Here is a 12,738-nt window from a genome sequence, read left to right as displayed (position 1 = left end):
CTCGGGCAGCGGTTTTTCTTCTGCATACAAAAAGGACGCGATTAAAAATAGACACGTCCTTTTTTATGAAAAAATTCACTTAATTAATTGTGAATAAAACAGTTTTATCTTTGGATGAAAACCACTTCACTGAACTTAAACTCGCATCGGTTACTTCTGTACAATTTGAATAAGGTTGCCGCAAGTATCGTCGAAGACAGCTATTGTGACTTCGCCCATTTTTGTCGGTTCCATAGTAAACTTCACGCCTTTTTCCCTTAATCGTTTGTACTCTTTTTGAATATCTGCAACGCCAAACATTGTTGCTGGGAAGCCTTCAGCGAATATCTTCTTTTGATACTCCCTGGCGGCAGGATGTTCATTCGGTTCGAGTAAAAGCTCGGTTCCCTCTTGATCATCTTGAGAAACAAGCGTTATCCACCTAAATTTCCCCATAGGAACGTCTTCCTTTTTTACAAACCCCAGTTTTTCTGTATAAAACTCCAGTGCCTTGTCTTGATCTTGTACGAATATACTGGTAACAATGATTTTCATACTGTTTTTCCCTCCTTTGATATGAATGACGCATGTTACTGTGCTAACAATCTGGCTACAAGCAAAACAACCCACACATTTGTCAGAAGTCCTGTTCTGATTTTATAAAATTATTCTACCCATCCTTTGAGCAAATTTTTAAGGGGTTCGTTGTTGAATATAAGTACTCGATATTTTCCCTTTCGTTTTGATTTTACGAGCTCTGCATCTTCCAGGACAGAAAGATGCTTAGCTATCGCCTGTCGCGTAATGGAGAGGTTGTGCTTCGTAATGAGACGTACCGTAAGTTCATACAACGTCAGCTCGTTTCGTTCGGATAGTTCGTCTAATATAAGCCGACGAGTCGAATCGCCGAGTGCTTTGAATATAGCGTCTTTGTCCCAATTCATATATCGAGTATAAGCAACTACATGGTTGCGTGTCAAGTATAAGCAACTGTATGGTTGCTTGATAAAGGAACCGTATCATGCAGCCGTTAAAGTCACATAATAGTCGTTTGAATCTTATAGAAAAGTTTATTTGTGCAAGCAGGAGATATTGTCCCGATTGTATAGACATCATGTGGTCATTATCGCAACAAGAACAAATTTATCCTGATTTTTCATTAGACTTCAATATTTTTCAGGATAGGCTTTTGACAAAAGAATCGCAAGTCTGACATATGTATTTTCGATTAGGATATTTAACCATCAAAAAAATAGTGGATACTTAACTTGATATCACTGAAAAAATAAAAGAAGACGAACTTCAAAAGTTCGTCTTCTACACACGAAATCGGCACGCCGACAATTTTACAATTTATAATAATCCCTTAAACCCTTGATAAACAAAGGTTTTCATCATTAACCAATAGAACCTTCCATTTCGAACTTAATCAAACGGTTCATTTCAACTGCGTATTCCATTGGAAGCTCTTTTGTGAATGGCTCGATGAAGCCCATTACGATCATTTCAGTCGCTTCTTCTTCAGAAATACCGCGGCTCATCAAGTAGAAGAGCTGCTCTTCAGATACTTTAGACACTTTCGCTTCGTGCTCCAATGAAATGTTATCATTTAAGATTTCATTGTAAGGAATTGTGTCTGAAGTTGATTTGTTATCCATAATGAGCGTATCGCACTCGATGTTAGAGCGGGCGCCTTCCGCTTTGCGTCCGAAGTGGACGATGCCGCGGTATGTTACTTTTCCGCCTTGTTTTGAAATCGATTTTGATACGATTGTGGATGATGTGTTTGGTGCAAGGTGAATCATTTTCGCACCTGCATCCTGATGCTGGCCTTTACCCGCAAGAGCGATAGAAAGCGTCATACCGCGCGCGCCTTCGCCTTTTAGGATACAAGCCGGATATTTCATTGTCAGTTTAGAACCGATGTTGCCGTCGATCCACTCCATTGTTGCGTTTTCTTCACAGACTGTACGCTTCGTTACTAGGTTGTAAACGTTGTTCGCCCAGTTTTGGATCGTTGTATAACGGCAGTAGCCGCCTTTTTTCACGATGATCTCAACAACTGCACTGTGAAGTGAGTTTGTTGTGTAAACAGGCGCAGTACAGCCTTCAACATAATGAACGCTTGCTTCTTCGTCAACGATGATCAGTGTACGTTCGAACTGACCCATGTTTTCAGAGTTGATACGGAAGTAAGCTTGAAGCGGTGTTTCAACCTTCACGCCTTTAGGGACGTAGATGAAAGATCCGCCGGACCAAACAGCTGAGTTAAGCGCCGCAAACTTGTTATCAGTCGGCGGGATCACTTTTGCCCAATGCTCACGGAAAATATCTTCATTCTCTTTCAGCGCGCTGTCAGTGTCTTTAAAGACGATGCCTTGCGCTTCAAGATCTTCTTTCATGTTGTGGTATACAACCTCAGATTCGTACTGAGCAGAAACACCCGCAAGGTATTTTTGTTCAGCTTCAGGAATACCGAGCTTGTCGAATGTTTGCTTAATTTCTTCAGGAACTTCATCCCAAGAACGCTCTGAACGCTCAGACGGTTTTACGTAGTACGTAATTTCGTCAAAGTTCAGTGAGTTTAAATCTCCGCCCCATTGAGGCATCGGCATGTTGTAGAAATGCTCAAGTGATTTCAAGCGGAAATCAAGCATCCATTGAGGCTCTTCTTTCATCCGAGAAATTTCTTCTACGATTTCTTTTGTCAATCCGCGCTCTGAACGGAAAATGGAAACGTCCTTGTCGTGAAAACCATACTTGTATTCACCAATATCAGGCATTTTTTTAGCCATCCATTTTCACTCCAATCCTTTTAATTGCCGCCTTCTTCTTTTGCGACTCCTTTTTCAAGTGCTTTCCATGACAGGGTTGCACATTTGATACGGGCCGGGAATTTTGAAACGCCTTGAAGGGCTTCAATGTCCCCGAGATCTATAGAATCATCATATTCTTTCCCTTGCATCATATCCGAGAAAATCTTAGACATGGAAAGGGCTGTTTCAATATCTTTTCCTTTAATCGCCTGAGTCATCATCGAAGCGGATGCCATTGAAATGGAACAGCCTTCCCCTTCAAATTTCGCATCTTCCACGATGTCTCCGTCAAGCTTCATTGTCAGTCTGATTCGGTCGCCGCATGTCGGATTGTTCATATCCACGACGATGCTGTCATTCAAAACCCCTTTGTTGCGCGGGTTTTTGTAATGATCCATAATCACCTGTCTGTACAATGTATCTAAGTTTGCATTAAAAGACATTTGTAAAATACTCCTTTGTCTTTTGAAGAGCTTCCACAAGCTTATCAATCTCTTCCTCTGTATTATACAGATAAAAGCTTGCTCTTGCAGTAGCAGTTACATCCAGCCATTTCATCAGCGGCTGCGCGCAATGATGGCCGGCTCTGACAGCGATCCCTTCCGCATCAAGCACGGTTGCCACATCGTGAGGATGAACTTCATCAAGATTAAATGTGACAAGTCCGGCACGCTCTTCCGGTCCGTAAACTGTTACGCCGTCAAGCTGGTTGAAGCGTTCAAGTGCATAAGCTGCAAGCTTGTGCTCGTGGCGGGAGATTTCATCACGACCAATTTCTTCGAGAAAATCAATTGCGGCACCGAGACCGATTGCTCCTGCAATAATCGGCGTACCCGCTTCGAATTTCCACGGAAGCTCTTTCCAAGTTGATTCATAAAGCCCGACAAAGTCGATCATTTCACCGCCGAATTCGGCAGGCTCCATGTTTTCCAGCAGGGCTTTCTTTCCGTACAGCACACCAATACCGGTAGGGCCGCACATTTTATGGGAAGAAAGCGCAAAGAAGTCGCAATCGAGATCCTGCACGTCAATTTTCATGTGAGGCGTGCTTTGCGCACCGTCCACCACAATAACAGCACCATTGTCATGAGCGATTTTCGCCATGTCTTTAATCGGGTTGATCGTGCCGAGGACGTTAGATACATGAGACACCGCAACAATTTTTGTGTTGCTTGTGACCGTTTCTCTGACGTCTTCTAAAGAGATCGTTCCGTCTTCCTGCAGCGGAATATATTTTAATGTGGCGCCAGTCGCTTTGACAGCCTGCTGCCACGGAATGATATTCGCATGATGCTCCATGTAGGTGATAACCACTTCATCACCCGGTTTCAGGTTGGCGCGCGCATAGCTTAACGCCACCATATTCAGTGATGTGGTCGTGCCTTTTGTGAAAATAATCTCAGCCATTGACTTCGCGTTAATAAACTTGCGGACTTTTTCACGCGCTCCTTCATAACCGTCTGTCGCTCTGGTTCCAAGTGTATGGACGCCCCGGTGAACATTGGAATTGTATTGGTTATAATACTTATCCAGTGTTTCAATGACAGCACGCGGCTTCTGAGAAGTCGCCGCGCTGTCGAGATAAACGAGATCATGTCCGTTCACTTGCTGATGAAGGATCGGGAACTGTTCACGAATATCTGTGATATTCATTACTTCACTTTCCTTTCGATAACAGAAACTAATTGTTTCTTAACGCCTTCAATCGGAAGTTCGTTTACTACCGGCGCAAGGAATCCGTAGATGACTAAGCGTTCTGCTTCTTCTTTCGCAATTCCGCGGCTCATCAGGTAGTAAAGCTGAATAGGGTCTACACGGCCGACAGATGCCGCATGTCCTGCAGTTACATCGTCTTCGTCAATTAAAAGAATAGGGTTTGCGTCTCCGCGTGCTTTTTCACTAAGCATCAGCACACGTGATTCTTGTTCCGCATTCGCTTTAGAAGCGCCATGTTCGATTTTGCCGATTCCGTTAAAGATAGAAGAAGCAGAATCCTTCATCACACCGTGCTTCAAGATATATCCTTCTGAAGCTTTACCGAAATGGATGATTTGTGTTGTAAAGTTCTCTGTTTGCTCTCCTCTTCCGACAACAACCGTTTTCGTATCGCCGTATGTGCCGTCACCGTAAAGGTTTGTTGTGTTTTCGGAAATCGTGTCACCATCGTTCATCAGGCCGAGAGCCCACTCGATTTTGCTGTCGCGTCCGCGAGCAGCACCGCGGCGGTTCACATATGTTGTCACACCGCTAGACAGATTATCCACCGCACCGTATGTCACGCTGGCATTATCACCTGTGATGACCTCACTGATAATATTGAAGACTGCGTCTTTCGGGTTTACAGTGCTGATGTAGTTTTCTACATACGTTACAGAACTGTGGTCTTCAGCCACAATCAGTACGTGGTTGAAGAGAGCCGTATCATTGCTTTCGTGGACATAAACAGCCTGAACCGGCGTCTCCACCTGAACATTTTTCGGAACATAAAGGAATGCTCCTCCGTTAACAAGAGCTGCGTGAAGTGCAGTTAATTTATGCTCGTCAACCTTCACGCCGTCCTTCATAAAGTATTTCTCCACCAAATCGCTGTGCTCGCGTGCGGCAGTCAGAATATCAGTGAAGATGACACCTTTGTCTTTCAATTCTTGAGAAAGAGAAAGGTATGCCGGCGTCTGGTCACGCTGTACATATAATGTTTTATCTTCGTTTTCAACATCGATCAGCGCTTTTACTTCATCAGTCAAATCTTCCAATGAAGAAAGCGGTTCGTTATCAACTGTATGCTTCGCGAAATTCGTGAAGTTCCAGTTTGTGATTTTTGTTTTATCAGGCTTCGGCATCGGCAGATCCTCAGCTTGTTCAAGAGCCTGTAAGCGCAGGTCTTTCAGCCAGGCAGGTTCTTGATGCTTTTCGGAAAAGCTTTTGAGATACTCCTGATCTACGGATAGTTTTGTACCTAGTGTCATGTTAATCCCCCTAACGCTTACGCTTCTTGACCTACAGTTTCGTCTTCAATACCAAGTTCTTGTTTGATCCAGTCATAACCTTCTGCTTCAAGACGCTGTGCAAGCTCTGCACCGCCGGATTTTACAACACGGCCTTGCATCATAACGTGAACAACATCTGGAGTGATGTAGTTTAACAGGCGCTGATAGTGAGTGATCATCAGGCAGCCGAAGTTTTCGCTGCGCATTTTGTTGATTCCTTTAGATACAACTTTCAGTGCATCAATATCAAGACCTGAGTCGATTTCATCAAGGATGGCGATTTTCGGTTCAATCATCATTAATTGAAGGATTTCGTTGCGTTTTTTCTCCCCGCCTGAGAAGCCTTCGTTAAGGTAGCGCTGGGCCATTTCAGGGTCCATTTCAAGGAACTCCATGTTTTCGTCCATTTTGCGGATGAATTTCATAAGAGAAATTTCATCGCCTTCTTCTCTGCGCGCGTTGATTGCTGAGCGAAGGAAGTCGGCATTTGTCACACCGCTGATTTCACTTGGGTACTGCATCGCAAGGAATAAACCTGCCTGCGCACGCTCGTCCACTTCCATCTCCAGTACATCTTTGCCGTCAAGCGTGATGCTTCCTTTTGTTACTTCATATTTAGGATGCCCCATAATAGCAGCTGACAAAGTGGATTTACCTGTTCCGTTCGGTCCCATTACGGCGTGGAACTCTCCGCCTTTTATTTCAAGGTTTACACCCTTTAAGATCTCTTTCCCTTCGATTTCAACGTGAAGATCTTTGATCGTTAATGTTGAAGCAGCCATATCTATACCTCCAAAAATATATAATCATTATTCTCATTTTATTCTCATTCTAATTTTATAACAAATGAAAAGTAAATACAACTTTTTATCGTGCCTTGCACATTCCTCAAGTTTAACAAAGATCTGCACTTTATTAAAGCGATTGAAAAAGAAAAAGAGTGGATTCCCACCCTTTTTTAAAAGATTGATTTTCTCAATAACCTCCCGCAGAAATCCGCTTGCTCTTTTCATAATCAAGCTCTCTCTGCCGCTCTACTTTCATTCTTGTTTCCAGCCGGCGTCCGTATTCCTCGTATCCAATTCCGTGAGACAGAAGCATTGCTTTTTCCATTTCTGACGTATAATCGAGGTCCAGTCTATCCTGGCTGCTGCAAATAATGAATCAATCCCTTCATATATTTGCTTCTATTGTATCAACGCTGCAATGGATACCGCAAAAAGGATATGGCTTGAAATAACGGCAGATGAGACGAAGGCATCCTTTTAGATCAAATGAGAATGGTTTTTCGGAATATTCCTTCTCTTAATGCGTGGTGTTTCCAAATTCCTCTATGCACTGCTGGACAACTGTCACGCCTTGGCTGAGAGCCGCGCCGCCTCCAAATGCCGCCGCCACACTGACGGCTTCGAGAATATTTTCTTCTGTCGCTCCCTCATCAAGACAGCCTTTTGTGTGATAGATCATGCAATATTCATCCTGGGCATTGATGGCGATTCCGAGGGCGATCAGCTGTTTTTCTCTTTCAGTCAGAGAATTGCCGGCAAAGCATTGTTCAGTAAACTCGTTAAACTTTCTTCCCATCAGCGGCATCTTTTGTTCAAATGTGCCTAAACCTAATTTATACTGTTTTAGCGCGTCCTGCATGCTTCCTCTGTCTTGATTCAAAGAAAATCCCTCCATCTGTTTAACATTCCTTTTTATTATGAACAGCTTTTAGGAAAATACCCGAAAAAAACCCCGGATTTCTCATCCGGGGTTTCAGTCTTATTCAGATACAGGAAGCACAGCTCCGTCGTATTTTTTCTCGATGAAGTCTTTGATCTTTTTAGAGTGAAGAACTTCCATTAGCGCTTTGATTTTTGCAGAATCTTCTTCGCCTTTTCTTACCGCAATGATGTTAGCGTATGGGTTGTTTTTCGTTGATTCTACTTCAATCGCGTCTTTTTTAGGATTTAATTTATTTTGGATCGCATAGTTTACATTGATGAAGACCGCGTCTCCTTCTTTGTTATCATATGCTTTTGCCGTTAATTCAGGCGCTACTTTTTTGAATTCAAGGTTTTTCGGGTTTTTCTTAATGTCTTTCAATGTTGCGTCAACTGTTTCCACTTTAGAATCAAGTGTGATTAATCCTGCGTTTTCAAGCATTGCAAGCATACGGCCTTGTTCAGCGACGTTGTTTGTCAGGATAATTGTCGCACCGTTTGGAAGGTCTTTCAGTGATTTGTATTTTTTAGAGTAAATACCAAATGGCTCTAAGTGAACAGCTCCGGCATTCACAAGTTTGTAATCTGTGTTTTCTTTCATTTCTTGCTCAAGGTAAGGAATGTGCTGGAAGTAGTTCGCATCCACTTCTTTATCAGCTAAAGCTTTGTTGTACATCTTGTAATCACTAAGCACTTTCACTTTCAGCGTGTAGCCTTTTTCTTTCAACAATGGTTCAGCTTCTTTTAAAATTTCCGCATGCGGTGTTTTTGTCGCTGCAACCACAATTTCTTTCTTGCCGGATTCAGCGCCGTTATTTGAACCGCAGGCAGCCATAACCCCTGCAAACACAAGCAGTAATGCACCCAAAAATAGCTTTTTCAATGTAAATCCTCCCTTATCGTTTGTCTATAATATTTGTTATTACATCACCGATGATTTGAATAATAAAGACGATGATTAAAATAAACACAGTAGCAACGAAGGTAACATCAGCATTATTAGACTGATATCCTTCTACGTACGCAAGGTTTCCAAGGCCGCCTGAACCGATGGCTCCGGCAATTGCCGTTGAGCCAATCAAAGCGATGGCCGTAACCGTGATCCCAGAAATAAGAGCCGGCATAGACTCCGGAAGCAGCACTTTGAAAATAATCGTAGACGTTTTAGCGCCCATTGATTTAGCGGCTTCTATCACACCTTTATCAACCTCGCGCAATGCGATTTCAGCAAGGCGCGCGTAAAACGGTGCCGAACCGATCACCAGCGCCGGCAATGCGGCGTTAGGCCCTAAGATCGTGCCGACTAAGAACTTCGTAAACCCTAACAGTAAAATAATTAAAATAAGGAATGGAATCGATCTGAATATGTTGACAATGGCCGCAATCACAGAGTTGACCGCTTTATTTTGCCAAAGGCTCCCTTTGCTTGTCAGGAAAAGCAGCAAGCCGAGGATCACCCCGATGACAAAAGCAAACAATAAAGAGATCAGCGTCATATAAAGTGTTTCATATGTCGCGTTCCACAACTCAGTTAAATCAACGTTCGGAAAGTATTTTTCAAACATTCGTGATCACCTCTGCTTTCACCTGTTTGTCATTAATGAACCGGATCACGTTTTGCACTTCTTCCTCGTCTCCATCAATATGGATGAACAGTGAACCGTAAGCTCCATCCTTCGTCTGAGAGATTTTCCCTTGCAGAATATTGACGCTGACATTGAAGTTTCTGATCATCTCTGTAATCAGAGGCTGTTCAGCAGAATCACCGACAAATGTGAGCTGAACCATTTTTCCTGATGCTGTTTCATCAAGAAGGTGCTGTAGCGTTTCTTTCGTTTCTTCCGGCTCTGTCACCTGCTGAACAAATCGTTTTGTCATGTCTTCCTTCGGATTTTTGAAGACATCGAGAACTTCGCCTTCTTCCACAACCTTTCCGTTTTCCATGACAGCGACTCTGTTGCAGATTTTGCGGATGACATGCATTTCGTGTGTGATCAGCACAATCGTCAAACCGAGTCTTTCATTAATATCGGACAATAGATCCAAAATTGAATCTGTCGTTTGCGGATCTAATGCTGATGTCGCTTCATCGCAAAGGAGAACCTTCGGATTGTTTGCAAGCGCTCTGGCGATTCCGACACGCTGCTTTTGCCCGCCGCTCAGCTGAGACGGATAAGATTTTTCTTTTCCTTCTAAACCTACCAGTTTAATCAGTTCATCGGCGCGCTTGATCCGTTCGCTCTTTTTCACCCCGGCAATTTCTAAAGGAAACATGATATTGTCTCTAACGGTCCGCGACCAAAGCAAATTGAAATGCTGGAAAATCATGCTGATTTCATGGCGTGCATTTCTTAAAGCGCGTCCGTTCACTTCATTAATCTTGGTTCCCGCCACTTCCACGGTTCCTGAGGTTGGTTTCTCAAGGCCGTTCAGCAGACGGATTAAGGAACTTTTACCAGCTCCGCTATATCCTATAATTCCAAAAATCTCACCTTTTTTAATGGAAAGCGAGACATTTTGGACAGCATTGACATCTCCGTGTTTCGACTTATAAACTTTTGAAACATCTTGAAGATTGATCAAAGCAATCACCTGCCTTAACACTATTCTAAGAAATCTTCCGGGTTTTTCTGCAAAAGAAAAGCCTTTCTGCACACTTGAGCAGAAAGGCTTATATAAAATGCCTTTCTCTCATCTTTCAAAGCTGAACGCTTCGTGTGAATTGGCACCATTTCAACAGCGTTGATGGTTGCCGGGCTTCATAGGGCACTTCCCTCCACCTCTCTTGATAAGAGAAATATATAGTCTTTTTCGTCCGGAAATTCTTAATGTAGAATAGCATGGCGAATGATTAAATGTCAATAAAATAAATGATGTCAACTTTTACTATTATAATAATTACCTATTTTTTAATTCTTTAAAATCCTCTGAAAAAATCCGTTCGTCAGCCAGAGTATGGCTTCTAGTTTTAACAGGGCCCTGAATGACCCCTTTACTTTGAGGCTTCCGCTCTGAATAAGGTGCTGAAGGGAAATGTCTCCGTGCAATAAGTCAATAATTTCTGTTTGGTTTCCGTAAAAGGTCAGGTTGGACGTTTGGGGCGAAGAAATTTTTTTCATTTCTCCCTGTTCGTTTATTGAGACGGTTAAGGCTTCTGTTTCTCCTTGGAAGGTAATGAGCAATGTCGAAGCGTTCAAAAGGGGTTTTAAAAACAGATGCTGATACTCATCTTCTAAAACTTCCGCTTTCTCCATATGTACAACCTCCTATTTGTTGGTCATACATACACATTTCTCTTTCTGGCGCAAGAACCCCTTTATAAAACGAACGACAATTTCATTGGATTGTGCAGAGAAATATGTCATAAATGGGATGCGGAAGATGATTTTTGTTTGATCAGCTCATATAAATAAGAAACAGAGTGAAACGCATATCCTCTTTCGACCACTTTTCCGCCTTTAAACAGCAGAAAACAAGGGACGCTTTCAATTTGATATGCTTTTGCGAATGTCGGAGAGTAATTGACATTGTTTTTATAGAAGGCGACATCAGGCAGCATTTCTTTCACCACTGTCAGCATTTTGCTTGCAAGCTGGCAGGTGCCGCAAAACGGAGTATATAAATAAAGGAGATACACATCATCTTCAATGTGCTCAAGCTCATATTCTTGGAGTTCTTTCATGCTATACACCTCGGGATTTTCTTTCAAGAAAAATAGTATGGACATTCAAATTCGCACGCAGCAATACAGAGGCGACATGGTGCCTGGGTGCAGCCGCTACTTCCTTATAGGCTCTGTCGATATGGAGATGGCAGGCTTCGTTAAATTCTCTTTTCAGCTGTTTTCTTAATTTCTCGCCTGATTCATCAGCATCAACTAATATATAGACGTCTTTATCGTAAAGCTCGTCAGCCAATTCCTCAAGCTTCAGCTGGCTGATTGTTCCATTTGTGCAGATAATGCGCACTGGTTCATTCAGGACGCTTTCGATTTTCTCTTTATCTGTTTTCCCTTCGACAATCATAACCTTTTCCAGCTCATCCATCTTCATCTTCTTCACCTGCCGCGTCATATTTGAAACGTTCAGATTGTAAAAGAAGGCAGTGAAATTCACCGCCAACATTAACACCAGCCGTTTTCGTAGTCACAATCCACGTATTTTTCGTCGTTTCCTGAGACCACATCAGCTGTCTTATAAAATTTCTCATTTTCAAAGGAATAACCGGACTTAAGCTCATATTCATTCATGCTTGTCATTTGGCCGATCATCTCATTTTCATGATATAACGAGAGCCGGCCATTTTGAAAGCGGCCTGTCACATCATTGGTGACATCGAGCTTTTGTTTGCTGAAAGCCATATTGGACACCTCCCATAACGTTAGCGTGTCCAATTGCCTTTACAGCTATCCTGTTTTAGTCTTCTTGTGTCATCTCTTCGTATTGCTCTGCTGTCATCAGTTTTTCAATTTCAGAAGCGTCAGACGGCTCAACGACGATCATCCATGCTTTTTCGTACGGAGATTCGTTGACGAATTCCGGACTGTCATCAAGATCTTCGTTTACTTCCACAACAGTTCCGTTAATCGGTGCATAAAGCTCAGATACCGTTTTAACGGATTCAACACTGCCAAATGGCTCGTCCGCTTTGATTTCAGCGCCGACTTCAGGAAGTTCGACAAACACGATGTCGCCTAGCTCAGACTGGGCAAAATGCGTAATTCCGATTCTAGCTTTTTCTCCTTCAACTTTTACCCACTCGTGTTCTTCTGAGTAACGCAAATCTTTAGGTATGCTCAATTGAATCCCTCCATTTTTTACAGCACTACAATAAGAAGATAACATACTTTTCAAAAAAAATTTACATTAAGCCCAGTTTTCTTCAAATTGGTCTTCTTTAAATCCGACTGTCACTTTTTCGCCGTCTGTTGTAAGCGGGCGTTTGATCAGCATTCCGTCTGAAGCCAGCAGTTCAAGCTGCTCGTCCTCCGACATGTGATACAGCTTTTCCTTGAGATTCAGCTCGCGGTATTTCATGCCGCTCGTGTTGAAAAATTTCTTGAGATCCAGCCCGCTTTTTTCATAAAGCGCTTTTAGTTCTTCTTTGCTTGGAGGCTGCTCTGCAATATGTATTTCGTTTATTTCTTTCCCATGCTCTTCAAGCCATTTCTTTGCTTTGCGGCACGTTCCGCATTTAGGGTACCAGTAAAAAGTTAACGACATCTTCTTCCCCCTCAATAAAATAATC

18 protein-coding genes and 1 riboswitch are annotated in these 12,738 nt (G+C 42.7%); all 18 genes read right to left on the bottom strand.

Annotated features, from left to right (window positions below):
- Positions 1-150 precede the first annotated feature (150 nt).
- On the bottom strand, positions 151-534 hold the full coding sequence (locus AC0C66_RS18250) for a VOC family protein (protein ID WP_072183528.1): 384 nt from the start codon (positions 532-534) through the stop codon (positions 151-153).
- Between the two features lie 110 nt (positions 535-644).
- On the bottom strand, positions 645-923 hold the full coding sequence (locus AC0C66_RS18245; RefSeq protein ID WP_061187981.1) for an ArsR/SmtB family transcription factor: 279 nt from the start codon (positions 921-923) through the stop codon (positions 645-647).
- Positions 924-1,376: 453 nt separating this feature from the next.
- The gene (gene sufB / locus AC0C66_RS18240) at positions 1,377-2,774 is read right to left on the bottom strand and encodes a Fe-S cluster assembly protein SufB (RefSeq protein ID WP_003228608.1); all 1,398 of its coding nucleotides are present in this window, start codon (positions 2,772-2,774) and stop codon (positions 1,377-1,379) included.
- A 20-nt stretch (positions 2,775-2,794) separates the two neighbouring features.
- Positions 2,795-3,238: a Fe-S cluster assembly sulfur transfer protein SufU gene (sufU, locus tag AC0C66_RS18235; RefSeq protein ID WP_003222809.1), complete on the bottom strand. Its 444-nt coding sequence runs from the start codon at positions 3,236-3,238 to the stop codon at positions 2,795-2,797.
- A complete protein-coding gene (gene sufS / locus AC0C66_RS18230; RefSeq protein WP_072183527.1) occupies positions 3,228-4,448 on the bottom strand; it encodes a cysteine desulfurase SufS in 1,221 nt (406 codons plus the stop codon). The genes sufU and sufS overlap by 11 nt, the downstream gene beginning before the upstream one ends.
- Positions 4,448-5,761, bottom strand: a complete 1,314-nt coding sequence (sufD, locus tag AC0C66_RS18225) for a Fe-S cluster assembly protein SufD (protein ID WP_014115078.1) — start codon at positions 5,759-5,761, stop codon at positions 4,448-4,450. The genes sufS and sufD overlap by 1 nt, the downstream gene beginning before the upstream one ends.
- 17 nt (positions 5,762-5,778) lie before the next feature.
- Positions 5,779-6,564 (bottom strand): Fe-S cluster assembly ATPase SufC, encoded by a 786-nt coding sequence (sufC, locus tag AC0C66_RS18220; protein ID WP_003151872.1) that lies wholly within the window; start codon positions 6,562-6,564, stop codon positions 5,779-5,781.
- 193 nt (positions 6,565-6,757) lie between these two features.
- The gene (locus AC0C66_RS18215) at positions 6,758-6,895 is read right to left on the bottom strand and encodes a YuzK family famiily protein (protein ID WP_014115079.1); all 138 of its coding nucleotides are present in this window, start codon (positions 6,893-6,895) and stop codon (positions 6,758-6,760) included.
- 192 nt (positions 6,896-7,087) lie between these two features.
- On the bottom strand, positions 7,088-7,465 hold the full coding sequence (locus tag AC0C66_RS18210; RefSeq protein ID WP_003222796.1) for a carboxymuconolactone decarboxylase family protein: 378 nt from the start codon (positions 7,463-7,465) through the stop codon (positions 7,088-7,090).
- 84 nt (positions 7,466-7,549) lie between these two features.
- On the bottom strand, positions 7,550-8,374 hold the full coding sequence (metQ, locus tag AC0C66_RS18205; RefSeq protein ID WP_472973665.1) for a methionine ABC transporter substrate-binding lipoprotein MetQ: 825 nt from the start codon (positions 8,372-8,374) through the stop codon (positions 7,550-7,552).
- A gap of 13 nt (positions 8,375-8,387) precedes the next feature.
- On the bottom strand, positions 8,388-9,056 hold the full coding sequence (metP, locus tag AC0C66_RS18200) for a methionine ABC transporter permease MetP (RefSeq protein ID WP_014115081.1): 669 nt from the start codon (positions 9,054-9,056) through the stop codon (positions 8,388-8,390).
- The gene (metN, locus tag AC0C66_RS18195) at positions 9,049-10,074 is read right to left on the bottom strand and encodes a methionine ABC transporter ATP-binding protein MetN (RefSeq protein WP_014115082.1); all 1,026 of its coding nucleotides are present in this window, start codon (positions 10,072-10,074) and stop codon (positions 9,049-9,051) included. The genes metP and metN overlap by 8 nt, the downstream gene beginning before the upstream one ends.
- Before the next feature lie 105 nt (positions 10,075-10,179).
- A riboswitch (SAM riboswitch) is annotated at positions 10,180-10,286 on the bottom strand.
- A gap of 114 nt (positions 10,287-10,400) precedes the next feature.
- On the bottom strand, positions 10,401-10,745 hold the full coding sequence (locus tag AC0C66_RS18190; RefSeq protein ID WP_014115084.1) for an SCP2 sterol-binding domain-containing protein: 345 nt from the start codon (positions 10,743-10,745) through the stop codon (positions 10,401-10,403).
- 107 nt (positions 10,746-10,852) lie between these two features.
- On the bottom strand, positions 10,853-11,173 hold the full coding sequence (locus AC0C66_RS18185) for a thioredoxin family protein (RefSeq protein WP_014115085.1): 321 nt from the start codon (positions 11,171-11,173) through the stop codon (positions 10,853-10,855).
- A 1-nt stretch (position 11,174) separates the two neighbouring features.
- The gene (locus AC0C66_RS18180) at positions 11,175-11,537 is read right to left on the bottom strand and encodes a toprim domain-containing protein (protein ID WP_014115086.1); all 363 of its coding nucleotides are present in this window, start codon (positions 11,535-11,537) and stop codon (positions 11,175-11,177) included.
- 77 nt (positions 11,538-11,614) lie between these two features.
- Positions 11,615-11,851 carry a YusG family protein gene (locus tag AC0C66_RS18175; RefSeq protein WP_003222783.1) on the bottom strand — a complete coding sequence of 79 codons (237 nt, stop codon included), beginning with the start codon at positions 11,849-11,851 and terminating at the stop codon, positions 11,615-11,617.
- Between the two features lie 55 nt (positions 11,852-11,906).
- The gene (gene gcvH / locus AC0C66_RS18170) at positions 11,907-12,290 is read right to left on the bottom strand and encodes a glycine cleavage system protein GcvH (protein WP_072183522.1); all 384 of its coding nucleotides are present in this window, start codon (positions 12,288-12,290) and stop codon (positions 11,907-11,909) included.
- A 66-nt stretch (positions 12,291-12,356) separates the two neighbouring features.
- On the bottom strand, positions 12,357-12,713 hold the full coding sequence (locus tag AC0C66_RS18165; RefSeq protein ID WP_003222779.1) for an arsenate reductase family protein: 357 nt from the start codon (positions 12,711-12,713) through the stop codon (positions 12,357-12,359).
- Between the last annotated feature and the right edge of the window lie 25 nt (positions 12,714-12,738).

The sequence above is a fragment of the Bacillus sp. VA13 genome (assembly GCF_055710085.1).
The sequence above is the reverse complement of the archived record's forward strand: the minus strand, read 5'-3'. Positions and strand labels throughout refer to the sequence as shown.